This window comes from Jiella endophytica (assembly GCF_004519335.1).
Classification (GTDB): Bacteria; Pseudomonadota; Alphaproteobacteria; order Rhizobiales; family Rhizobiaceae; genus Jiella; species Jiella endophytica.
On the sequence record NZ_SOZD01000003.1, the window covers coordinates 371,044 to 392,859 of the forward strand.

The 21,816-nt window shown below is 66.9% G+C and carries 20 protein-coding genes and 1 tRNA gene; 10 read left to right on the top strand and 11 right to left on the bottom strand.

Annotation, left to right across the window (positions count from 1 at the left end; all coding sequences use genetic code 11):
- The first annotated feature begins 142 nt into the window (after positions 1–142).
- A complete protein-coding gene (locus E3C22_RS11685; RefSeq protein ID WP_134762199.1) occupies positions 143–1,987 on the top strand; it encodes an ATP-binding cassette domain-containing protein in 1,845 nt (614 codons plus the stop codon).
- 33 nt (positions 1,988–2,020) lie between these two features.
- On the opposite strand, the gene E3C22_RS11690 is transcribed toward E3C22_RS11685, so the two are convergent.
- Positions 2,021–3,133 (bottom strand): alkene reductase, encoded by a 1,113-nt coding sequence (locus tag E3C22_RS11690; protein WP_134762200.1) that lies wholly within the window; start codon positions 3,131–3,133, stop codon positions 2,021–2,023.
- Between the two features lie 182 nt (positions 3,134–3,315).
- On the opposite strand from E3C22_RS11690, the gene E3C22_RS11695 reads away from it, so the two are divergent.
- The 5 genes from E3C22_RS11695 (at position 3,316) to E3C22_RS11715 (ending at position 6,658) form a co-directional block, all read left to right on the top strand.
- Positions 3,316–4,437, top strand: a complete 1,122-nt coding sequence (locus tag E3C22_RS11695) for a glycosyl transferase family 90 (RefSeq protein ID WP_167591739.1) — start codon at positions 3,316–3,318, stop codon at positions 4,435–4,437.
- Positions 4,434–5,276 (top strand): 23S rRNA (adenine(2030)-N(6))-methyltransferase RlmJ, encoded by an 843-nt coding sequence (locus tag E3C22_RS11700; protein WP_134762202.1) that lies wholly within the window; start codon positions 4,434–4,436, stop codon positions 5,274–5,276. Before E3C22_RS11695 ends, E3C22_RS11700 begins: the two co-directional genes overlap by 4 nt.
- Positions 5,277–5,367: 91 nt before the next feature.
- On the top strand, positions 5,368–5,910 hold the full coding sequence (locus tag E3C22_RS11705) for a hypothetical protein (RefSeq protein WP_134762203.1): 543 nt from the start codon (positions 5,368–5,370) through the stop codon (positions 5,908–5,910).
- Between the two features lie 15 nt (positions 5,911–5,925).
- Positions 5,926–6,525 carry a glutathione S-transferase family protein gene (locus E3C22_RS11710; RefSeq protein WP_245514937.1) on the top strand — a complete coding sequence of 200 codons (600 nt, stop codon included), beginning with the start codon at positions 5,926–5,928 and terminating at the stop codon, positions 6,523–6,525.
- Positions 6,526–6,583: 58 nt separating this feature from the next.
- Positions 6,584–6,658, top strand: a tRNA-Gln gene (locus tag E3C22_RS11715).
- Positions 6,659–6,894: 236 nt separating this feature from the next.
- On the opposite strand, the gene E3C22_RS11720 is transcribed toward E3C22_RS11715, so the two are convergent.
- From E3C22_RS11720 to E3C22_RS11760, 9 genes are all read right to left on the bottom strand, one after another.
- Complete coding sequence (locus tag E3C22_RS11720) at positions 6,895–7,887, bottom strand: substrate-binding domain-containing protein (RefSeq protein WP_134762205.1); 993 nt, start codon at positions 7,885–7,887, stop codon at positions 6,895–6,897.
- A 116-nt stretch (positions 7,888–8,003) separates the two neighbouring features.
- On the bottom strand, positions 8,004–9,512 hold the full coding sequence (locus E3C22_RS11725; RefSeq protein WP_134762206.1) for an aldehyde dehydrogenase family protein: 1,509 nt from the start codon (positions 9,510–9,512) through the stop codon (positions 8,004–8,006).
- A gap of 61 nt (positions 9,513–9,573) precedes the next feature.
- The gene (locus E3C22_RS11730; RefSeq protein WP_134762207.1) at positions 9,574–10,542 is read right to left on the bottom strand and encodes an ABC transporter substrate-binding protein; all 969 of its coding nucleotides are present in this window, start codon (positions 10,540–10,542) and stop codon (positions 9,574–9,576) included.
- Between the two features lie 71 nt (positions 10,543–10,613).
- Entirely contained in the window at positions 10,614–11,564 is a 951-nt protein-coding gene (locus E3C22_RS11735) for an ABC transporter substrate-binding protein (protein WP_134762208.1), read from the bottom strand.
- 52 nt (positions 11,565–11,616) lie between these two features.
- The gene (locus tag E3C22_RS11740; protein ID WP_245514939.1) at positions 11,617–12,414 is read right to left on the bottom strand and encodes an ABC transporter permease; all 798 of its coding nucleotides are present in this window, start codon (positions 12,412–12,414) and stop codon (positions 11,617–11,619) included.
- A complete protein-coding gene (locus E3C22_RS11745) occupies positions 12,393–13,151 on the bottom strand; it encodes an ABC transporter permease (RefSeq protein ID WP_134762209.1) in 759 nt (252 codons plus the stop codon). Before E3C22_RS11745 ends, E3C22_RS11740 begins: the two co-directional genes overlap by 22 nt.
- Entirely contained in the window at positions 13,148–14,011 is an 864-nt protein-coding gene (locus E3C22_RS11750; RefSeq protein WP_134762210.1) for an ABC transporter ATP-binding protein, read from the bottom strand. The genes E3C22_RS11745 and E3C22_RS11750 overlap by 4 nt, the downstream gene beginning before the upstream one ends.
- Positions 14,008–15,819 (bottom strand): thiamine pyrophosphate-binding protein, encoded by a 1,812-nt coding sequence (locus E3C22_RS11755; protein ID WP_134762211.1) that lies wholly within the window; start codon positions 15,817–15,819, stop codon positions 14,008–14,010. The genes E3C22_RS11750 and E3C22_RS11755 overlap by 4 nt, the downstream gene beginning before the upstream one ends.
- A gap of 32 nt (positions 15,820–15,851) precedes the next feature.
- Complete coding sequence (locus E3C22_RS11760) at positions 15,852–16,595, bottom strand: class II aldolase/adducin family protein (protein WP_134762212.1); 744 nt, start codon at positions 16,593–16,595, stop codon at positions 15,852–15,854.
- Between the two features lie 157 nt (positions 16,596–16,752).
- On the opposite strand from E3C22_RS11760, the gene E3C22_RS11765 reads away from it, so the two are divergent.
- On the top strand, positions 16,753–17,715 hold the full coding sequence (locus tag E3C22_RS11765; protein ID WP_134762213.1) for a LysR family transcriptional regulator: 963 nt from the start codon (positions 16,753–16,755) through the stop codon (positions 17,713–17,715).
- 4 nt (positions 17,716–17,719) lie between these two features.
- On the opposite strand, the gene E3C22_RS11770 is transcribed toward E3C22_RS11765, so the two are convergent.
- Entirely contained in the window at positions 17,720–18,712 is a 993-nt protein-coding gene (locus E3C22_RS11770) for a LysR family transcriptional regulator (protein ID WP_167591740.1), read from the bottom strand.
- A 144-nt stretch (positions 18,713–18,856) separates the two neighbouring features.
- Between E3C22_RS11770 and E3C22_RS11775 the strand changes: the two genes are divergently transcribed.
- The 3 genes from E3C22_RS11775 to E3C22_RS11785 are packed head-to-tail and all read left to right on the top strand — an operon-like array spanning position 18,857 to position 21,805.
- A complete protein-coding gene (locus E3C22_RS11775; protein WP_167591741.1) occupies positions 18,857–19,891 on the top strand; it encodes a Bug family tripartite tricarboxylate transporter substrate binding protein in 1,035 nt (344 codons plus the stop codon).
- Positions 19,892–19,910: 19 nt separating this feature from the next.
- Positions 19,911–21,386, top strand: coding sequence for a tripartite tricarboxylate transporter permease (locus E3C22_RS11780; RefSeq protein ID WP_134762216.1), 1,476 nt, complete (start codon positions 19,911–19,913; stop codon positions 21,384–21,386).
- The gene (locus E3C22_RS11785) at positions 21,383–21,805 is read left to right on the top strand and encodes a tripartite tricarboxylate transporter TctB family protein (protein WP_134762217.1); all 423 of its coding nucleotides are present in this window, start codon (positions 21,383–21,385) and stop codon (positions 21,803–21,805) included. Before E3C22_RS11780 ends, E3C22_RS11785 begins: the two co-directional genes overlap by 4 nt.
- Positions 21,806–21,816 lie beyond the last annotated feature (11 nt).

Genomic DNA, 21,816 nt, shown 5'->3' on the forward strand with positions numbered 1-21,816 from the left:
TCCAGCGGCAGTAGATCCTCGGCACAAGGCCGAGGATGACGGGGGTGATGGAATGCGCCCGATTTGTTCGCCGCAGTTCCCGCCCCTGGCTTCCAGGGTGCCCCCCATTTCCTCCTGCCTCGCAAATCTTTAGAAGCGCCCCATGGCACCCCCTCCCCTTCTGCGCCTCGATGGCGTCGCTCTCACCTTCGGCGGCACACCGCTCCTTAGCAGCGTCGAGCTGAATGTCCTTCCCGGCGATCGCATTGCGCTGGTCGGGCGCAACGGCTCCGGCAAGTCGACGCTCCTGAAGATCGCCGCGAGGCAGGTCGAGCCCGACCGCGGCGAGGTGTTTCTCAAACCCGGCACGACCCTGCGCTATCTCGCCCAGGAGCCGGACTTCGGCGATTTTTCGACGGTGGGCGACTATGTAGCGGAGGGCCTCGGTCCCGCCGACGATCCCTACCGCGTGACCTTCCTGATCGAGTCTCTCGGGCTCACGGAAGACATGTCGCCGGCCAACCTCTCCGGCGGCGAGGCGCGGCGCGCGGCGCTCGCCAAGGCCCTGGCGCCGGAGCCGGACGTTGTCCTTCTCGACGAGCCAACCAACCATCTCGACCTCCCGACCATCGAATGGCTGGAAGGCGAGATCCGCCAGATGAAGAGCGCCGTCGTCGTCATCAGCCACGACCGGCGCTTTCTGCAGACGGTGACGAGGGCGACGGTGTGGCTCGACCGCGGCGGGGTGAAGCGGATCGACGAGGGCTTCGGCGCCTTCGAGGCCTGGCGCGACAAGGTGCTGGAGGAGGAAGAACGCGACCTCCAGAAGCTCGACCGCAAGATCGTCCGCGAGGAGCACTGGCTGCGCTACGGCGTCACCGCAAGGCGCACCCGCAACATGCGCCGGCTCGGCGAACTCCACGCCATGCGCCAGCAACGCCGCGAGACGCGGCGGGCCGTCGGCCAGGCGGTGATGCAGGCCGGCGAGACCCGCGAGAGCGGCAAGCTCGTCATCGAGGCGGAGGGGATTTCCAAGGCCTATGACGGCCGGGTGCTGGTGAAGGATTTCTCCACCCGGATCGCCCGCGGCGACCGGATCGGCCTCGTCGGGCCGAACGGCGCCGGCAAGACGACGCTGTTGAAGATGCTGATCGGCGAGCTGCCGCCCGACGAAGGCAGGATCCGCCTCGGCACCAATCTCGACCTTGCCTTTCTCGACCAGAAGCGTGCGAGCCTGAAGGACGACGTCGGCGTCGCGGAAGCGCTGACCGACGGGCGCGGCGACCAGGTCATGGTGAATGGCGAGCCGCGCCACGTCGCCGGCTACCTCAAGGATTTCCTGTTCCAGTCCGAGCAGATCCGCACCCCGGTCGGCCAGCTCTCCGGCGGCGAGCGGGCGCGGCTGCTTCTGGCGAAGACGCTCGCGACGCCGGCCAATCTCCTCGTCCTCGACGAGCCGACCAACGACCTCGACATGGAGACGCTGGATCTCCTGGAAGAGCTGATCGCCGGCTATCCCGGCACGGTGCTTCTCGTCAGCCACGACCGCGACTTCCTCGACCGCACGGTAACCGGGGTGATCTCGCCCGCCGGCGACGGCGTCTGGCTGGAATATGCCGGCGGCTATGCGGACATGCTCGCCCAGAAGCGCGACATGGCGGCGGCGGAGAAGCGGCCGGCAAAGGCTTCCGGCTCGGCGGCGGCGAAGTCGGCCCCTGCCACCGCGGCGAGCGGCCGGAACGATGCGGCACAGGCCAAGCCAACCTCGGCGGGAAAGCTCTCCTTCAAGCAGAAATTCGCACTCGAAACCCTGCCGAAGACTATCGCCGAACTGGAAGGCGCCATCGCCGGGGCCGAGGCCGAGATGGCCGATCCGGCGCTGTTTTCGAAGAACCCCGGCCGGTTCCAGGAACTGGCCAAGCTGATCGAACAAAAGCGCGCGGCGCTCGCCCAAGCGGAAAACGAGTGGCTCGAACTCGAAATGCTGAAGGCCGAGATCGAGGGATGAGCCCGACAGGCGGGCCCACCCTCGTCGCCACTTTTACGCCGCGTTGGCGTAGCGGGCCTTTTCCTCTTCGGTGAGGGCCGGATAGTCGGTGTAGCCTTCCGCGCCGCCGCCGTAGAAGGTCGCCTCGTCCCATTCGGCGAGCGGCGCACCGAGGCTGATCCGCTCGACGAGGTCCGGGTTCGAGATGAACGGCCGGCCGAAGCAGGCCAGATCGATCTCGCCCTTGGCGAGACGCTCTTCCGCCAGATCCGGGGTGTAGTTGTTGTTGCCCATGTAGACGCCGTCGAAATGCCGGCGCAGCGACCAGGCCTTGAACTGGTGCGGATCGCGATCGCCGCGGGTCGCCCCCTCGATGACGTGGAGATAGGCAAGCCTTCGCCGCGACAGCTCCTTCACATAGGCGGTGAACACCGCCTCGGGATCGCTGTCGCTCAGGTCGTTGGCGGGCGACACCGGCGAGATGCGGATGCCGGTCCGCTCCGGGCCGAAGACACCGGCGACGGCGTCCACCACCATCAACGGGAAGCGCATGCGATTCTCGATCGAGCCGCCATACTCGTCCTCGCGCTGGTTGGCGCCGTCGCGCAGAAACTGGTCGAGCAGATAACCGTTCGCCGAGTGGATCTCGACCCCGTCGAAGCCGGCGCGCTTGCTGTTTTCCGTCGCCTTGACGTAGTCGTCGATCACCCGCGGCAGTTCGCCCGCCTCGAGCGCGCGGGGCGTCACGGCATCCTTCATGCCAGTTTCCGTAAAGGCCTTCATCGCCGGCGCGATCGCCGAGGGTGCGACGGGCAGCGCACCGCCCGGCTGAAGATCCGGATGCGACACGCGGCCGACATGCCAGAGCTGCAGCACCATCTTGCCGCCCTCTTCGTGGACGGCGTCGGTCACCTTCTTCCAGGCAGCCACCTGTTCGTCGGAAAAGATGCCCGGCGTCCAGGCATAGCCGCGGCCCTCCGGCGAGATGTTGGTCGCTTCGGTGATGATCAGGCCGGCGCTGGCGCGCTGGCGGTAGTATTCGACGTGGATGTCCTTCGGCACGCCTTCGCTGGTCGCCCGGCTGCGGGTGAGCGGCGCCATGACGACGCGGTTGGCGAGCGCGATCGGCCCGAGGTCGAGGGGCTTCAGAAGATGGTCGTAGCTCATGGTTCGGCATTCCTTGTGAGTGGGCGCGCGGTGGTCTGCTCGTGCGTCATCCTTCGGTCTGCCAATGTGGTGCGCCGCAACAGACCGGAAAGCCGGTTGAACATTGCGTCACCGGGGATAAGACGGTTACGGACCGTCAGCCGGTCTGGATGAGGGAGCCGGCTTTGAGAGGACAGGACGGCTTGGATCACCCGAACTCCGCAACGAAAGACGTTTTTGCAGACTGGGCCGGGCGGGAACTCGCCTTCTGGCGCGACGTCTACAAGGGCGGGCGGGACTTCTCAGCAGCCCATGCGGCGCTCAACGAGACGCAGCGGGCGATCTTTCTCTTCGACATTGCCGAAGATCGGGTAACCCTCCGTGCCAAGCCGGCCTTCTATTCCGACGAGGACATGGCCGAGGCTCCCGTCGGCCCCTGCCGGCGGGCACGATTCTACCGCGACTTCCTCGCCGAATGCGCCGGGCAAGAAACGCTGCCGCCGCTGACGATCGCCATCGATGTCGGCGACATCGCGCCCGCCCGTTTCGAGGCGCCGGTCTTCGCCTTCCAGAAGCCGCGCGGCACGGCGAACATCCTTTTGCCGGACATCGATTTCCTGCGCACCGACCACTATGCCGGCGAGGAACCAGATCCTTATGCCGTCGCCGACAAGCGCCACGGCGCGGTCTTTGCCGGAGCCTCGACCGGCGGCCAGGTGACGATGAAGGCGCTGCGCGACCTGACCCTTCCCCGCCTTCGCCTTGCGGACGAACTCGTCGGCCATCCGGACATCGATTTCCGCATCGCCAGAGCCGTCCAGTGCGCCAACGGCACGGTGCAGGCGGAGCTGGAAGCCCGGCCCTATTTCGGGCCGCATATCCCCTTCGCCGAGCAGCTCGCCTATCGCTTCGTCATTTCCGTCGACGGCAATGGCGCCACCTGCTCGCGCATCGTGCGCACGCTCAGAAGCCGCAGCGTCCTCATGAAGGGCGACTCGGAGAACCTCCTCTATTATTTCCACGGGCTTCAGCCGCATCGCCACTACCTGCCCTTCGCGGGCAAGGCGGAGATCGAGGCCTATCTCGCGCTCGACAAGGCCGGGAATCTGGATAGCGAGGCGATCCTTGCAGCTGCGCAGCATTTTCACCGCAGCTATCTGACCCGCAAGGCCGTCGTCGCTTACGGCCGCACGCTGCTTGCCGCTTTTGCCGCCTGGCAGACCGGGGTGACAGGTGGCCCGACACAACGCCACCCCCGAGCCTGGCGGCTGTTTCGGCTGCGCCGGTCGGCCGCCCCCGAGACCCACCGGAACCCTCGACCGTGAACTACCGCCACGCCTTCCACGCCGGAAACTTCGCCGACGTCGTCAAGCATGCGCTGTTCTGCCGGCTGCTGCGCTATCTGCAGCGCAAGGACGGCGCCTTCCGCATCTACGACACTCATTCAGGCCCCGGCCTCTATGACCTTTCCGGCGACGAGGCGACGCGGACGATGGAGCACGAGGCCGGCATCTCGGCGCTCCTCGAAGCAGATGCCGCCGTCCGGGACCATCCCCTCCTCGCCGACTATCTGGCGATCGTCCGGCCGGAACATGCCGCCGGCCGCTATCCCGGCTCGCCGCTGATCGCAAGGCGCCTGATGCGCCCGCAGGACCGGCTCTCGGCCTATGAGCTGCACGATGAGGATGCCGCGGCGCTGAAGCGCCTGTTTGCCGGTGATCCGGCGGTCAAGGCGATCGCCCTCGACGGCTGGCTGGCGCTCGGCGCGCATCTGCCGCCAAAGGAAAAGCGCGGTCTCGTGCTGATCGACCCACCCTTCGAGAAACCGAGCGAGGTGGACGACATTTCCGGGGCGCTCGCAAAGGCGGTCGCGCGCTGGCGCGGCGGCACCTATGCGGTGTGGTATCCGATCAAGCGCCCGGCCATGGTCGAGCGGCTGCGCGCCTCTCTCGCCGCCATCGCCCTCGACGAGATCGCCTTCGCCGAATTCCTGCGTGAGCCGATGACCACTGAGGAAAGGTTTGTCGGCACCGGCATGGCGGTGATCAACCCGCCCTTCGTCTTCCGCGAGGAAGCCGAAACACTGCTCTCGCTGCTCGCCCCGGTGCTCGGGCGCGGCAGCATGGCAACATCTTCGGTCAAAGTGGCGCGAGCGGGCGCTTGATAAGACGCCTCTTGACGCAAAGGGTGATAGCGTCCGCGCCGACCCATTCGTTGCTGCGCTGCAGCCAGCCGATCATACGGGAGTAGTCACCATGACCCGGCCCATCCTTCTTCTCACCTGCATCCTGTCCCTCCTCGTCTCGCCCCAGATCGCCCTTTCGGCGGACATGCAGGGCTACCGGGCCGAGGCGATCCCGGCCAAGGTGCCGGCCTGCGACGACGCGGCGGTGCTCGGCGAGGTGGAGGACCAGTTCGAATACGGCGCCCCGCACATGCTCGAGGCGCGACTCGAGATCCTCGAATTCCAGGGCATGTTCGAAAAGGCCTATCAGCCGCAGGTGAAGGACGACCCCTATCCGGCGCCGAGCCCCTTCGAGCGGCGTTACTGCCAGGCCAAGGCGCTGATCTCCGACCACCAGTGGCGCACGGTCTACTACGTCATCGAATATCCGATGGGCTATGCCGCGGCCGGCGACTATCTCGGCATCTTCTCGCCGGTGCGCGGCTGGAAGGCGGAGGGCTGCGTCCTCGGCCTCGACGAGTGGCATGTCTATGGCGCCAACTGCCAGTCGCTGCGCCGCTATCCGCCGGAGGCCGCGATCTACGCCCATCCCGGCTTCGTCTCGAAATACTGAGGCGGAAGGCTATTGATGCGCGTCTTTTATTCCGCCGCCTCACCCTTCGCTGCCAAGGTCCGCATGGCGGCGCGCCACTGCGATCTCGAACTCGAGAGCGTGACCGCCAACACGACGGCGGAGCCGGCCGATCTTCTTTCCGCCAACCCGCTCGGCAAGATCCCGGCGCTGGTCCTCGACGACGGGACGACGCTCTATGACAGCCGGGTGATCTGCGACTATTTCGACCGGCTGACCGGCGGCCAGTTGGTGCCCCAGGGCCTCGACGCCTGGCGGGCGGTCAGGCTGATCGAGGCGACCGCCGACGGGATTGCCGACGCGCTGATCCTGTCGCTCTACGAGGAGCGCTTCCGGCCCGAGGAGAAGCGCCACCAGCCCTGGGTGGACAAGCAGCTGCGCAAGGCCGACCGCGGCCTTGCGGCGCTCGAAACGATGCTCGGCGACCTGCCCGAAACGCTGACGACCGCGCATTTCGCCGTCGCCGCGCTGCTCGGCTGGATGGGCTTCCGCTTCGAGGGCAAGCTGGAATCAGAGCGCCCTCGCCTTGCCGACTGGCTGGCGGCCTTCCCCGACGCATTCCCGGCCTATGGCGAGCTGAGGCCGCGGCTTTCCTGAGACGTTGCAAGGGCCGGCTCGAGCGGCTATGAGACCGGCCCACGGCCGATCGCGTCGTTGGGGCGTCGCCAAGCGGTAAGGCAGCGGCTTTTGGTGCCGCCATTCGCAGGTTCGAATCCTGCCGCCCCAGCCAATTGATCCAACGCATGGAAATCGCTCGAGTTTCCACGGGCCACGCCTTCCGGCAGCTTCAGGAAGCACGGTGCGTGGCAGACAGGCGATCGTCCGATTGCGGGAATCCCCGGATCCAAACTGCTTTCTGCTAGAAAATCGATGCCGATTTTCTCGCCGATGTTGTTGGCTCACCGATGGTGCGTCGCTTCCCGGGGAGTGTCGCTCGACACCCGATCCGACCGGGCCGACAGCATGTCAGATCAGGTGCGTCTCGAGGCTCGAAGGATGGAAGAGCTCTTCGGGCGTCAAATGGCGCGAGGACAGGCCCTGGGCGTGGTGGTGCCGCAGGAAGACGCCCAGCTGCTCGCGATTGGGCGCATAGCCATAAGACCAGAAATCGTCGCCCATCAGCCGGCGCGCCTCACGCAACCGCTCCTCGACGAAGGGCAGCGTGACCTTGGTCGCGGAGGTATCGCTCAGCCGGCGCTGGGCGACGGCCTTCGCCTCAGTGAACGCCTTCAACAGCGCGCCTGCAAGCCAGGGATGCTGCTCGGCGAGTTCGCGGCGCAATCCGGTGAGATGCATGATCGGAAAGATGCCGGTGCGTTCGTAATAGTCCTTCGCCGCGGTCGTCGGATCCTCGAACAACCAGCGCACGCCCGGCTCGCCCCGGTCGTAGGCGGACGGCGCGCGGGGCGTCAGGATGGCATCGATCTCGCCGGCAAGGAGCAGGTCCGACAGGGAGCGCCCTTCCGGTGCGCTCTCCAAGACGACACCCTCCGGCAAATCGATGGCGATCTTCTCGGGCCGGCCGGGCTGCTCGATGCCGCCGCGCACCCAGATGATTTCGCTCGGATCGATGCCGTATTCGTCCTTCAGGATCACCCGGCCCCAGACGCAGGCGGTGAGCTGATATTCCGGCACGCCGACCCTCTTGCCGCGAAGGTCCTGCGGCGAGGAGATGCCGGCAGCGGCGTTCACATAGAAGGACGTGTGGCGGAAGGCGCGCGAGAGAAACACTGGCAGCCCGACATAGGGACAGTCGTTGCGCGCGGTCTTCACCGAGAACGAGCTGAGCGACAGCTCCGACACATCGAACTCGGCGTGACGGAAGGCCCGGAAGAAGATCTCCTCAGGGTCGAGCGTCATGAACACCGGATCGACACCGTCGATCTGCACGGTTCCGTCGATCAGCGGCCGCGTGCGGTCGTAGTCTCCGACGGCGATGGACAGTCTGAGTTTGCTCATGAGTTGGTTCCACTGGCGATGTCAGAGGGTGGGCGGTCGGGCCACGGGAACGCTTCCCGGCTGGCCTGAGGACGGTCGAGAGAGATCGGCCGCGGGCCGCCCGTTTCCGGTGAAGCTCAGGCCGCGTTCCGGGCAAGCCGGGTGCGGCTGCGGTCGAGCCGCACATGGACGTTCTTCTCGCGCGTGTAGGCGAGGAGTTCCTCGAGGCATTCCTCCCGTCCCAACCCGGACTGCTTGACGCCGCCGAAGGGCGCACCGAGGAAGTGTTTCGAGACCTCGTTGATCCAGACATAGCCGGCCTCGACCTCGCGGGCGGTGAGATGCGCCTGGTTGAGGTCGTCGGTCCAGATCGAGCAGGTCAGCCCGTAATCGACGGCGTTGACCTCCTCCAGCATCGCTGCCTCGTCGCGCCAGGGCGCGATGGCGAGCACCGGCCCGAACACCTCCTCGCGGGCGATCCGCATTGCGGGCGTGACATCCGCGAACACCGTCGGCTCGATGTAGTATCCGTCCTTCAGCGCCGGATCCGCCGGGTGGCCGCCGCCGGTGACGAGGCGTGCGCCCTCCGCCTTCGACGCGGCGATGAACGCCTTGATCCGCTCGTACTGGGCCTCGCTGACGATCGCGCCCATGGTGGTCGCCGGGTCGGTCGGGATACCCGGCCGGAAGGCCGCGCAGGCCTCCTCGAGATGCGAGAGCACGTCCTCGTAGATCGCCTCATGGATGAAGCCGCGGCTGGTCGAGCCGCAGGACTGGCCGCACCAGGTGAAATTCATCCCCGCGGCGAGCGCCTTCGCCACCGCGCGCGGGTCGGCATCGGGATAGGCGATGAGGGCGTTCTTGCCGCCGAGTTCCAGGAGCAGCGGCTTGATCGTCTCCGCCGCGGAGCGCATCACCGCCTGGCCCGTCCTGACGCTGCCGATCAGCGACACCATGGCGACGTCGCGGTGGCCGGAGAGGACTTCGCCGACCTCGCGCCCGCCCGGCAGGAGGTTGAAGACGCCGGCGGGGAGCAGACCGTCGATCAGCTCGGCAAATCGCAGCGAGGACAAAGGCGCCTGCTCCGGCGGCTTGACGACGACCGTGTTACCGGCCGCCAGAGGGGCTGCGATCTTGCCTGCGCAGAACATGAAGGGGTGGTTGAAGGGCATGATCTTGGTGACGACGCCATGCGGCTCGCGCAAGGAAAAGTTCACCGAGTGAGGGCCCATCGGGATCGAGGCGCCCTTCATCTCCGTCACCAGCCCGGCGAAGAAATCCAGCTGGGCGCTGGCAATGTCGGCATCGCCCTGCATCGCCGTCATCGGGTTGCCGCAGTCCGCAGCATCGATGGTCGCGAGTTCGCGGGCGTTCTCGCGGACGATCGCCGCGATCGCCCGCAGGATCCTCGCACGTTCGTTCGGGGGAACGTCGCGCCACTCCCGAAAGGCCGCCTTGGCAGCGGCGATCGCCGCTTCGGCGTCGGCCGCCCCCGCCTCGGCGACCCGGCCAAGCGACTGCCCCGTGCCGGGGCTGGTCAACTCGACCTGCCGACCGGCGGCGGGCTCGCGCCAGGCGCCGGAGACGTAGAGTCCGCGCCGGGTGGGAAGGATGGCGGAAAGGTCGGCGGTGAAGTCGTCGCGCATCGCATGGATCCTCGAAAATGGGCAGTGAGAGCGGCCGGCCGCAGGGCAGCCGGCCACCCGGTCATTCCGTGTGGCCGCCCGGATACTGGATCAGTTCGTCCAGCTGCTCCCCGGTCAGCGGTTCGGGAAGGAATTTCAGCCTGACGGCGTCGGCCATCGCATCGTCGATGCCGCTCAGCCGGTCGATCCGAAGGTTGTCCTTGGGATAGAAGTCGTCGCGGGTCTGCTCGGCGACCGCGACCGGCACGTCCACCCACTTGGCATAAGCCTCGACGGCTTTCGGATCGGAATACATCCAGTCGAGCGTCTCGGCATAGGCCTCGACATACCGCTTGATCTGATCCTTCTTGGATTCAAGCGCCGGCGCCGAGGTGATCATCAGCCGGACCGTCTGGTTGCGCAGGGACGGCACGTCGCTGCCCCGCGCGATGACGCGGATCTTGCCGTCCTTGATCTCCTGCACGCCGCGAGGCGGCGCGGACCAGCCGATGTCGACCTGACCGGACATCGCCTGGGTCCAGGTCGAGGCGGGGCTGCCGGTTGCCACCGGCTCGGCCTCAACGCCGAATTCCTGGATCAGCCCGAGAACCATCGTGTTGGTGGAGGAGCCGTTCGAGGAAAAGGCGATGGTCTTGCCGCCGGCGTCCTTCATCGACTTCACGTCCGAGGCCGCCGGCACATACCAGTAGAGATCGTTGGCACCGGTGGTGGAATTGGCGATCGCGCGCACCGGCGCGCCCTTGGAAAAGGCGCTGAGAATGCCGGAGGTGCCGACGCCGACGCCGATGTCGACGCTGCCCGAAATGACCGCCTGCATCGTCTCGCCGCCCCCTTGCGTGTAGAGGATGTCGAGCTTCAGCCCGTGCTTGGCGAAGATGCCGGCCTGCTGCCCGAGTTCGGCGGGCGAGTTCTCCCAATTGCCGCGCTGGCCGATCGCCAGCTTCAGCGTATCGAGGTCCTGGGCCGCGGCGGCGCCGGCGGCCAGCGTCGACGCCAACAGGACGAAAGCCTTCAGAATGGTTCTGCGCATGAGTGTTCCTCCGTGTTTATCGTCTGCCTGATCGGCCGCCGGACCGCCTCCCGGGCCCGGCGGCCGCGACCTCACTGGCGGGGCGGGATCTGGATCAGCTGGGCGAGCTGCTCGTCGGTCAGCTTGTCGGACAGCGTCTTGTACTGGACCGCGTCGGCCATGATCTGGTCCATGCCGGACATCTTGTCCGGGTCGATCAGGCTCTTCGGGAAGAACTCGTCGCGGATGCGTTTGGCCGTCTTCTCGTCGACGCCGACGAAGTCGGCATAGGTCTTGAGCGCCTCGTCGCCGGAATACATCCAGTCGATCGTCTCGCGGTAGGCGGCCATGAAGCGCTGCAACTCGTCCGGATGCTCTTCGACGAACTGCTGGTTGCCGATCAGCGTGCGGATCGACTGGTTGCGGATCGCGTCGATGTCGTTGCCGCGCGCGACGATGCGGATCTTGCCTTCGTCGAGGGCGTCGAAGCCGAAGGGCGGCGAGGACCAGCCGACATCCACCTGACCGGTCATCACCGGCGTGAAGGTCGCCGAGGGGCTGCCGGTGGCGACGGGCTTCGACTTCAGCCCATACTGGTCGATGAAGCCGAGCACCATCGAGTTGGTCGACGAGCCGTTGGTCGAAAAGGCGATCGTCGTGTCGGCGTCGGCGTCCTTCAAGGACTGCAGCTTGGAATCCGCCGGCACGTACCAGAAGTCCGCCGCGCCGGTCGCCTGGGCACCGATGATGCGCACCGGGGCACCCTTGGAGAACGCCCCGAGGACGCCGAGCGTGCCCGCCGCGACGCCGATGTCGACGCTGCCCGAGATCACCGCCTGCATCGTCTCGCCGCCACCCTGGGTATAGAGCAGGTCGAGATCGAGATCGTGTTTCTTGAAGATGCCGGCGCGCTGGCCGAGCTCGGCGACCGAGGTGTCCCAGTTGCCGCGCTGGCCGATCGCCAGCTTGAGGGTGTCGGCGGCGAAGGCGTGGCCGGCCACCGTCGAGGCGAGCAGCGCCGCCAGAAGCAGTTTGGTCTTCATGAATCCTCCCTTTGGATGTGTCTTCGTGCGAACGCCGTTACGGGCGCTCCCTTCAGTGCGCTCCGCCCCTCCTCGAGCGGGGCGCCGTCAGCCGGCTGATGCCGGCATTGGCCAGCATCGACAGTGCGAAGATCACGATGATCAGTGCGTACATCGCCGGCATGTCGAAGCGCTGGTAGTTCTGGATGACCAGGAAACCGAGGCCCTGGTTGGAGAGCTTGGTCTCGGCAAGAAGCACGCCGATGAGCGCGATGCCGAAGCCGAGGCGGAAGCCGTTGACCACCGGCTCGCGCATCGCCGGCAGGTAGACCTTGGTCACCATCTGCGCCTGGCTCGCCCGGAAGCTCTGACCGACCCGGATCAGGATCGGCGGGATCGCCCGCATTCCGACCGCCACGCTGAGCGCCACGGGGAAGAAGCAGGACAGCGCTCCCATCGCCATCTTCGAGCCGGGACCGACACCGAACCACATGATCATGATCGGGAAGAAGATGATCTTCGGGGTCGGCCCGAGATAATAGAGATACGGCTCGAAGGCGCGGCCGAGAAAGCGACTGCCGCCGAGGACGATGCCGACGAAAAGCGCCGCCCCTCCGCCGACGACGAGCGCGACGGCGGTTTCGTAGAGGCTCGCCCAGAGATTGGCGTAGAAGTCGCCACTGCCGAGGAGGCGGATCAGCGCGACGGCGATCGCCTGCAGCGGCGGGACGACGTCCTGGTAGAGCAGTCCCGAAATGGCAAGCAGCTGCCACAGGATCAGCACCGCCGCGATGATCGCGGCCCGCACCAGCGTGACCGCATCCGGGCGCCAGCCAGGCGCTGCCCCGGTCACGACGCCGGTCGTAGCCATCTTTCCACCCTTTCGACCGCGAGGAAGAAGAGGACGCTGACCAGCACCACGAAGCAGATCGCCGCATAGGTGCCGGGCATGTCGTACCGCTCGGACAATTCGTTGATCAGCGGTCCGAGACCGCCGAAATTGATCAGGAACTCGACGCCGACGACGTTGATCATCGCGAAGATCAGGCCAAGCCGAAGCCCGGCGAAGATCGTCGGCACGGCGGCCGGGAACAGGATCGTGCGGAACTGCTGCCAGCCGGTGAGGTTGAAGCTCTCCCCGACACGGATCAGCACCGGCCGCACGCCGGAAAAGCCTTCCAGCGTCTTCAGGACCACCGGCGGGAGCCCGGCGATGGTTCCGATCGCGATGATCGTCCAGGACGAACGCCCGAAGATCACCAGGAACAGCGGGTAGACCAGAACGATCGGCGCCGCGGCGAAGGCCGCCACCCAGTTCTCCGTCGCCCGGCGCAGGAGATTGAAGCGGAAGAGCAGAATGCCGGTCGGAATGCCGATCCCGGCGACCAGAAGCCCGGCGGCGAGCGATTCCCCGGCGGTCAGCAGGAAGCGCGGCAGGACGCCCTCCTCGGCGACCACCCGCCCCAGCGCCACGAGCACGGCGGAGGGCAGAGGCACGATATAGCCGTTGATGACGCCGACGCGGACCAGGATCTCGACGGCGACCAGGAACAGGATGAAGCCGCCGAGGCCGAGCGCGGCCGGAGCGAAGCGGTCGAAGGCTCTCACCGGCGCCTCCTCTCGGCCATCGTCTCCTGGTCGTGCATGCCCTTGCTGGCTTCCTCGCGCAGATCGTTCCAGATCTCGGCGACGTAGTGGCCGAAGGCATCGCTGCCGACGATCTCGGAGGTGCGCGGGCGCGGCAGCTTGATCTCGACGAAGCGCTTGGTGCGGCCCGGACGGTAGGTCATGATCAGGATGCGGTCGGAAAGCTGCACCGCTTCGGTGATGTTGTGGGTGATCAGCACCACCGTCTGATTCAGCTCCTGCTGGATCTGCAGGACCTTGTCGCCGAGCAGCAGCCGGGTCTGCTCGTCGAGGGCGGCGAAGGGCTCGTCCATCAGGAGCAGCTTCGGCTCGAAGGCCAGCGTTCTCGCCATGGCGACGCGCTGGCGCATGCCGCCGGACAGTTCGGTCGGATAGCGCCTCTCGAAGCCTCTCAGCCCGACCATGGCGATGAAGTGGCGCGCCCGCTCCAGCCGCTCGGCCTTGCCGACGCCCTGCACCTCCAGGGAAAAGGCGACGTTCTCCTCGACGCTGCGCCAGGGGAACGTCGATTCCTCCTGGAACACCATGCCGATCGACGGATGCGGGCCGCGCACCTCCTCGCCGGCGATGGAGATGCGCCCCTCGGTCGGCGACAGCAGCCCGCCGATGAGGTTGAACAGCGTGGACTTGCCGCAGCCGGAGGGGCCGATGACCGAGACGAACTCGCCCTGGCGCACGTCGAGCGACATGTGGTCGACGGCAACGACCGGGCCGTCCGGTGTCTCGAAGCGCTTGACGACGTCGTCGACACTGAGGATCGCCGGGGCGGTCCCGGCAGCCGGTTCCGGCTGGAGCTTGAGATTGGCCTGGTTGCCGCTCATTTCTTGCCGCCTCCGGTTTCGCGGGTCAGGGCACCGGCCATCGCCGGCGTGTAGCCTGTCGCCACACGGACATCGACGACCGCGACGCCGCCAGCGTCGACCGCGGCGATGGCGTCTGCAAACGCCTTGTCCATGGTCGCGTGGTCGGTGACCGGACCGAAGCCGGCGGCGCCCTGCGCCTTGGCCATCGCGGCGAGATCGATCTCGGGATCGGTCATCTGCATGCCGATCCACTTGTTCTCGACCGGCCGATCGCGCATCCGGGCAACCCGTTCCTGATGCACCTCGTCATTGAAGAAGGAGCGGTTGTTGGCGATGACGACAAGCAGCGGAATGCGGTAGTGAACGGCCGTCCAGAGCGCCGTTACGCCCATCAGGAAGTCGCCGTCACCGCAGATCGCGATGGGCAGACGGCCGGTTCCGCGCAGTGCCAGCGCCGCGCCGACGGCGATGCCGGGCCCGCCACCGATGCCGCCGCCGCCGTCGGAGCCGAGGAAGTCGAGTGGATGGCGGAACGGCCAGAAGGCGCCGTCCCAGGATAGCGGCAGATGCAGGAGCGACATCGGCCTATCGCCTACCGCGCGCCTCAGCTGGCGCGCCAGATCGGGCACCTGGAGCCCCGCCCCCCGATCTTCCGGCTGCGAAACTTCCTGCTGAGACATCGGCTCATAGGTGGCGGCGGGCGCAAGCTCCAACTGCCGACAGAGCACCTCGACGAAGATGTCCGGATCGGCCGGCACAAACGTGTCGACCGGCGTCAGCGCCTGGTGATCCATGCTCCAGCCATTGTGGAGGTGATGGTCGAGCGAGACGTGGACGATGTGGGCGCCGGGGCGCCGGGCTGCCGGAAGCACGCCCTGCAGCACCACCCAATCCAGGCTGAGGACGAGATCGGCCTCGTCGATCGCCGCCTGCGCCTCCGGCAGGGGGAAGACCCCCGGCGCGGCGAGCGACAGCGGATGGTCGGTCGGAAAGCCCGCGCCGATCTTGAGGTCGGTGAGAACCCTTGCGCCGGTCGCCTCGGCGAGCGCGACGCGCTGTGCCCAGTCCCGCTCGGAGCGCGATACCCGGCCGACGAGGATTACCGGGCGACTTGCCGCCTTCAGCCGCGCGGCGATGTCTTCGACCGCAGCGGCGCCGGGCGCGTAGTCGACCTGCGGCATCAGCCGTGCGACCTCGATCTCCGCAGGCGGCTCGGCAAGCGGCTGCTCCTGCATGCCGGCATCGAGATTGACGTAGGTGGGACCCTTCGGAAGCGTGTCGGCGATCCATTTTGCCCGCGCAAGCGCCTCGCGCGCAGCCCCCGGAGACGCCGGCTGATCGTCCCACTTGACGTAGTTTCGGACGATCGCCCCCTGGTCCCGGGCGGTGTGGATCCAGTCGATCCAGGGCCGTCGGTGCATGGCGTCCACCGGCCCGGTGGCGCCGATCACCACCATCGGCATGCGGTCGCACCACGCGTTGAAGATCGCCATCGTGGCGTGGAACAGGCCGACATTGGAATGGACCGCGACGGCCATCGCCTTGCCGGTGACCTTCGCCCAGCCCTGGGCGATGGCGACCGCATGTTCCTCGTGCAGGCAGAGCAGCATCTGCGGCTGTTCGTTGCCGAGATGGTTGACGAGGCTGTCGTGAAAGCCGCGAAAGCTCGCGCCGGGATTGAGCGCGATATACGGGATGTCGAGCGCACGCAGCGTTTCGGCGACGACGTCGCTGCCGAAGAGCGCATTGCCGCGATGCTCGACGGGACGCTCGATCGGGCGCGACGCGTCGCGGCCGCCGGAGCGATCCCGGTCCTCAATGCTCATCGATACTCCTCCCAGACCGCCGAAGCGGCTATTCAGCTGGCTGACGCCAACTCATGCGCCGCGGCGCGTTCCGCGCCGCCGGCCCTGCGGCTCCAGTAGTCCCATGCGCGATCCAGCACCGGTTCGCGCAGATTGAATTCGGCCGACAACACGGTCTCGCGCTCGGTCAGCGGATCGACCGGCCCCAGCGACTGCGCGGCAAGCAGCATCGCCGCATTGCGGCGGAGCTGAATGGTGCGGAACACCATCTCCTTCAGGCTGCGGCCGGCGACCACCGCGCCGTGATTGGCCATCAGCACCGCCCAGTCGTTCTGCATGGCCCGGGCGAGCGAGTCGCCTTCCTCCGGCTTGCCGACGATGAGGTTGGTGTCGCCGAAATCATCGCGGCTCGACCAGAAATGCACCGGCCCGACCGTCGCGCAGAGATGCGACACCGGCAGGATCGGCTTGCCGGTGATGCAGAAGGGCATGATCGCCGCAGCGTGGAAGTGACAGACCGCCCCGATCTCAGGGCGCAGCTGGTAGAGTGAACCGTGGATTACCCGTTCCGAATAGCTCGGCGGCCCGTCCGGATCGACAGGGACCGAGTCGAGGGTGAAGCGCAGGATGTCCGCCTCTTCGACGACCTCAGGGCTGCGGGCGCGGGCCAGGAGATAGTTGCCGGCATGCTCGGGATCCCGCACGCTGACATGGCCGAAGGCGTCGAGAACCCCCTCATGCGCCAGGATATGGTTCGCCAGAACCAGATCGCGCACCGAACTCGACGTCTGCCGCATCACCGCTTTCCTCTCATGCCGGGGCTTCGCCCTTCTGATGGCGGAGAAGAGAGCAGTCGCGGACGGCTGTCCAATACATGTTTGTTGCGCTGTCAGACCGAAACGGATTGACTGACCCCGTTTTCCAGCCGAGAACCGCTCGGGGAGGACGACAGGGTTGCGCATCAGGCAGTTGGAGTTTTTCGTCGCCGTCTGCGAGACGGGCAGCATCACCCAGGCCGCGGCGCGGTTGAACGTCGCGCAGCCGGCCCTTGGCGTTCAATTGAAGGCGCTGGAGGAACATGTCGGGGTCACGCTCTTGACGCGCACGCGGCGCGGCGCCGTGCCGACCGAGGCCGGCACGCTGTTCCTCGAGGAAGCCCGGCACATCCTGAAAAGACTGAGCGAGGTGCAGCGGCGTCTGCGCGAGACCGCCGAGCATCGCCGCCGGACCATCACGCTCGGTCTGACGCCAAGCCTCACCACCGTTCTCGCCAGCCGCCTGCTGCACACGGCGATGACGAAGCTTCCCAATGTCGAGTTGCAGATCTTCGAGGAATTCAGCCACACGCTGCTCGATCGGCTGGCACGCGGCCGGCTCGATCTCGCCCTCGCCTATTCGGTGCCGGAGGGCGAGAAGCTCCGCCGCAAGGCGCTGCTGGAGGAGGTGCTGTTCTTCGTCTGCGCTGCCGGCTCGCCTTTCGACAAGCCGGAGCCACTACCCTTTGCCGAGCTCCACGGCCCGAATTTCGTCATGCCGAGCGAGCGCGATTTCGTGCGTCAACTGGTCGAAGAGACGATGGCGACGAACCGCACGACCCTGAAGATCCCCTATCAGGTGGAATCGATGCAGGCGATGAAGGAACTGATCGCCCGGGGCATGGCCTGTGGCATCCTGCCTTACGGCACGATCTCGCGAGAGGTCGAGGCCGGGACTCTCGCTATCCGCCCCATCGTCGCACCGGCGATCACGCGCCGGCTCTCGATGGTCTGGAGCGCCGATGTCGAGATGACGCGGGACGAACTGACGCTCGCACGGGTGATCGAGGAACTCCTCGCCGATGTCTGCCCGGGCCATCCGGCATTCACCCTCATGGGACCTGCGGGCCCGGAGGCAGCGGTCGAGCCAGCTCCCTCCTGATCGATCAGACGGCGAACCAGCCGCGCCCAACCGGTCGCGGCCGGCGCTGCAGGGCTTCGATCGAGGCCTGTCGATCGGCGATCGGCGCCCATTGGTCGTAGCGTCGCATTTCATCGCCGAGCATGTCGAACAGGATCGCCTTCAGGGCGACTTCGGCCTTCGTCAGCGAACGGCGCTCGGAATGGATGAAGAACAGGTCCCGCTTGACCTCGGGATCGACGATGCGCTTGGCGATCAGCCGGCCGGATTCGATCTCCTGGCGCGCCGCGCCATAGGGCATCACGGTGGCGGCCATGTGCTGGGAAACGAGATCGCGCACCGTCGAGACCGCATGCACCTCGTAGGCGATGTCGAGCGTCACCTCGGCTTCCCGGCTCTTCTCCTCGATCAGCGCGCGGATACTGTGCGGCGAGGCGGGCACCACCAGCCGGTGCGCGGCGACCTCGGCGAAACGGATGGTGCCGCCATTGGTCTTTCCCATCTCGGCACTCTCGACGAAGTAGAGGCTTTCCTGGAGGACCGGTTCCCAGCGCAGGCCGGGGACGCTGGCGACGTTGAAGGCGAGCGCGATCTGCACCCGCTCTTCGGCGACCCACTCCATCAGCATCGAGGACATCTCCTCGACGAGACAGAGCTGGACGCCCGGCAGTTCGTCGGCCGCCCGGCGGATCAGCGGGCCGGCCAGCATGCCGCTCATCATTGTCGTCAGGCCGAGGTTGATGCGCCCCCGCGGCCGGGAGGTGAAGTCGCGCAGGCTCGCCGACGCCGCATCGACCTGCGCGAGAATCCCGCGTGCATGCTCCAGCATCAGGACGCCGGCTTCGGTGGTGTCGACGCCGCGCGAGTGCCGCCGCAGAAGCTTGACGCCGAGTTCGTCCTCCAGCTTGCGCATCTGCTGACCGAGTGCGGGCTGGGCGACGCCAAGCTGCTCGGCAGCGTGGGTGAAGCTGCAGGCCTCCGAGATGGTGACGAAATATTGGAGCTGTTTCAGGTTCACGTCGCCTCCCAACAACGCGTTCGCCGAACCGGCGATCTGCCGGGAGCGATATAAGTAAAAGCTCTGACAGCCAACGGCGCAATGATTTTGTTCTCGCGCTATCGGGGCTGTAGCCTCCGCCTGCATGAAATGGGAGGAACATTCATGAAGACCATCAGCGCCCTGATTGCGGCGTCGCTTCTCGTTGGCGCCAGCCTGACGGCTTCCGCCCAGGAAAACCCGGCCGCCGATTTCTACAAGGGCGAGACCATCAGCCTCATCGTCGGCACCGGCCCCGGCGGCGGCTTCGACCAGTATGCCCGGCTTCTCGCACCCGAACTCTCCGACGCCACCGGCGCCACCGTCGTCGTGGAAAACCGACCGGGCGGCGGCGGCATCACGGCGATCAACCAGGTCGCCAGCGCCGACGCAGACGGGCTGAGCGTCATGCTGATCAACGGCGTGCCGGCCGCGCTCGGCCAGATCACCGGCGCACCCGCCGTCCGGTTCAAGTTGCAGGACCTGCCGTTTCTCGGCCGGGTCGCCGCCGAACCCTGGGTGCTTCTGGTCAGCAAGCAGTCTGGCTATACCAGCCTGAAGGACCTCGTCGAGGCCAGCAAAGGTGGAAAAACGCTGAGCTTTTCGGGTCTTGGCCGCGTCGACGGCCCGACCGACACCGCCGCCGTCGTCTGCGAGGCGCTGCAGCTCAACTGCAAGCTTGTCGTCGGCTTCAAGGGATCGAGCGAAGCCTCGCTTGCGGCCATTCGCGGCGACGTGACGGGCTTTGCCGTGACGGACCGCAGCGCCCGCGACTATTCGCAGGACGGCTCGCTCGTTCCGATCGCCGTCGTCGGCCACAACCGCTCGAAGCTCTTGCCGGACGTGCCGACGATCTTCGAGGCCGTGGACGTCCCCGAAGACGCCGCCTTCTGGATCGACTTCAGGGCGAAGGTCGTCGACGTCGGCCGGGCGCTGATCACGACGCCGGGTACCCCCGACGACCGCGTCGCCTTCCTGCGCGAGGCCTTCGCGAAGATCCTGAGCGATCCCGAACTGGTCAAGACCGCGACGGACCGGGGCCTGCCGATCGACTATGCGTCCGGCAAGGACGTGCAGGACACGGTGACTGAGATCTTCGGCGACCTGCCCGAGGACAAGATATCGACCATTCGCGACGTCCTTCTCTCCAAATACTTCTGACCGGGACGCGGATCCGTCGATGTTGGACGCACTCATCAGTGCGGGCAGCCAGACGCTGCAGCCCGCCGTCCTCTGGGCTGTCGCCAGCGCGCTGCCCGTCGGGCTGCTGTTCGGCCTGCTTCCGGGCCTCAGCGGTCTGACGGCGATGGCTGTCCTCATTCCGTTTGTCTACGGCATGGACGGCTTTGCCGGGCTCGCCTTTCTGCTCACGGCCCACGCCGTGGTCTCGACCGGCGGGTCGGTCACCGCGATCCTGCTCGGCATCCCCGGTTCGCCGGCGAATGCCGCGACCGTGGTGGACGGCGTTCCGCTCCGAAATGCCGGTCAGAGCGGCACCGCCGTCGGCGCCGCCCTGACCGCCTCGGCGATCGGCGGCGTCTTCGGGGCGCTGGTTCTCCTGGTTCTCCTGCCGGTGCTGCGTCCGGTCATTCTCGCCTTCGGACCGGCGGAAACCTTTCTTCTCTCGCTGATGGGGCTGACCTTCCTCGCCGCCGTCGGCGCTGGCTCGCCGGCCAGGGGCCTCTTTGCAGGCGCCTTCGGCATCTTCATCAGCTTCGTCGGCTACGAGCCGGTCAGCGGCGTGCCCCGTTACTGGCTCGACTACGACTACCTGCTGGATGGCTTTCGCCTGATCCCGCTGGCGCTCGGCCTCTTCGCGATTCCCGAACTCGTCGCGCTGGCTTCCGGCCGCATGCTCGAACAGTCCAAGGGCGAACTGCCCGGCACCCAGCTCCTCAACGGCATGAGAGCCGTCTTCGACCGGGTGGGGCTCGTCCTGCGGAGTTCGGCCATCGGATCGATCATCGGGATCATCCCCGGCGTCGGTGGCGAGACGGCACCGTTCGTCGCCTACGCGGCGGCCCGGCAGTCTTCGCCGGACCCGGAACGGTTCGGGACGGGCATCATCGAGGGTGTGATCGCGCCGGAAGCCAGCAACAACGCCAAGGAAGGCGGCGCGCTGGTTCCCACACTGGTCTTCGGCGTTCCCGGTTCGTCGGGGATGGCGCTGCTTCTCGGCGCATTTCTCGTCCTCGGCCTGCAGCCCGGCCCCAACTTCCTGCGCGACCATCTCGATATCGGCCTCGGTCTCGTCCTGATCCTCGCCGTCGTCAACGTCCTCGCCGCCGTGCTGATGTTTGCGCTGATGCCGATCCTCGCCCGTGTGGTCAGCGTGCCGCCGCGGCTGTTGGTGCCGTTCCTTCTGATGCTGGCGCTGCTCGGAGCCTATTCGACCCAGGGCGACATGCATGACGTGGTGTTCACCTTCGTCTTCGGCGCGGTCGGACTTGCCTGCGTCAGATACGGCTTCAACCGGGCGGCACTGCTTCTCGGCTTCGTCCTCGGCCCCGCCGTCGAGCGGTATCTGGAGATTTCCCTCAACATCTACGGCCCCGGATTTGTCTTCAGGCCGATCTGCCTCGTCCTGATCGCGCTGATGATCGCCGCGCTGTTCGCGCCGAAGATCGGCTCGCGGCTGCGGAGGAAGCGCGCATGATCAGAACCGACCGGCTGCTGATCTGCGGGACGATCCTTGCCGTCCTCGCCATGGTCGTCTGGGGAATGACGATCGGCGGATATCCGGCCAATGCCAATGTCTTTCCCGCCATCGCTGCGGGCGGTGTCCTCATTTTCGGTCTGCTTGCCTTGCGCGAGCCGCCGCCCGAGGGCGGGGCCGGCGACGTCACATGGTCCGCCATGCTGTGGCTCGTTGCCGTGCTGCCGCTGGTCTATCTCCTGGGCTTCCGGATCGCACTGCCGCTCTACGCCTTCATCTTCGCCATCGCCCGGCGAACCAGCCCGCTTGTTTCTCTTCTCCTCGCTGTCGGCGTCGCCGTCGTCGTGGAGGCGCTGTTCGTCAGAGTGCTGGGCCTGCGCCTGAGCTGGGGCTGGCTCGCCGGCGCATTCCTGCGCTAGCCCGCAACAAG

Excerpts from the sequence above, each read along its gene's own strand:
- E3C22_RS11725 (WP_134762206.1), bottom strand. The coding sequence starts at position 9,512 with ATGCGCGACGACTTCACCGCCGACCTTTCCGCCATCCTTCCCACCCGG.
- E3C22_RS11735 (WP_134762208.1), bottom strand. The coding sequence starts at position 11,564 with ATGAAGACCAAACTGCTTCTGGCGGCGCTGCTCGCCTCGACGGTGGCC.
- E3C22_RS11785 (WP_134762217.1), top strand. The coding sequence starts at position 21,383 with ATGATCAGAACCGACCGGCTGCTGATCTGCGGGACGATCCTTGCCGTC.
- E3C22_RS11720 (WP_134762205.1), bottom strand. The coding sequence starts at position 7,887 with ATGAGCAAACTCAGACTGTCCATCGCCGTCGGAGACTACGACCGCACG.
- E3C22_RS11685 (WP_134762199.1), top strand. The coding sequence starts at position 143 with ATGGCACCCCCTCCCCTTCTGCGCCTCGATGGCGTCGCTCTCACCTTC.
- E3C22_RS11755 (WP_134762211.1), bottom strand. The coding sequence starts at position 15,819 with ATGAGCATTGAGGACCGGGATCGCTCCGGCGGCCGCGACGCGTCGCGC.
- E3C22_RS11740 (WP_245514939.1), bottom strand. The coding sequence starts at position 12,414 with ATGGCTACGACCGGCGTCGTGACCGGGGCAGCGCCTGGCTGGCGCCCG.
- E3C22_RS11760 (WP_134762212.1), bottom strand. The coding sequence starts at position 16,595 with ATGCGGCAGACGTCGAGTTCGGTGCGCGATCTGGTTCTGGCGAACCAT.
- E3C22_RS11780 (WP_134762216.1), top strand. The coding sequence starts at position 19,911 with ATGTTGGACGCACTCATCAGTGCGGGCAGCCAGACGCTGCAGCCCGCC.
- E3C22_RS11775 (WP_167591741.1), top strand. The coding sequence starts at position 18,857 with ATGAAGACCATCAGCGCCCTGATTGCGGCGTCGCTTCTCGTTGGCGCC.
- E3C22_RS11710 (WP_245514937.1), top strand. The coding sequence starts at position 5,926 with ATGCGCGTCTTTTATTCCGCCGCCTCACCCTTCGCTGCCAAGGTCCGC.
- E3C22_RS11750 (WP_134762210.1), bottom strand. The coding sequence starts at position 14,011 with ATGAGCGGCAACCAGGCCAATCTCAAGCTCCAGCCGGAACCGGCTGCC.
- E3C22_RS11730 (WP_134762207.1), bottom strand. The coding sequence starts at position 10,542 with ATGCGCAGAACCATTCTGAAGGCTTTCGTCCTGTTGGCGTCGACGCTG.
- E3C22_RS11690 (WP_134762200.1), bottom strand. The coding sequence starts at position 3,133 with ATGAGCTACGACCATCTTCTGAAGCCCCTCGACCTCGGGCCGATCGCG.
- E3C22_RS11705 (WP_134762203.1), top strand. The coding sequence starts at position 5,368 with ATGACCCGGCCCATCCTTCTTCTCACCTGCATCCTGTCCCTCCTCGTC.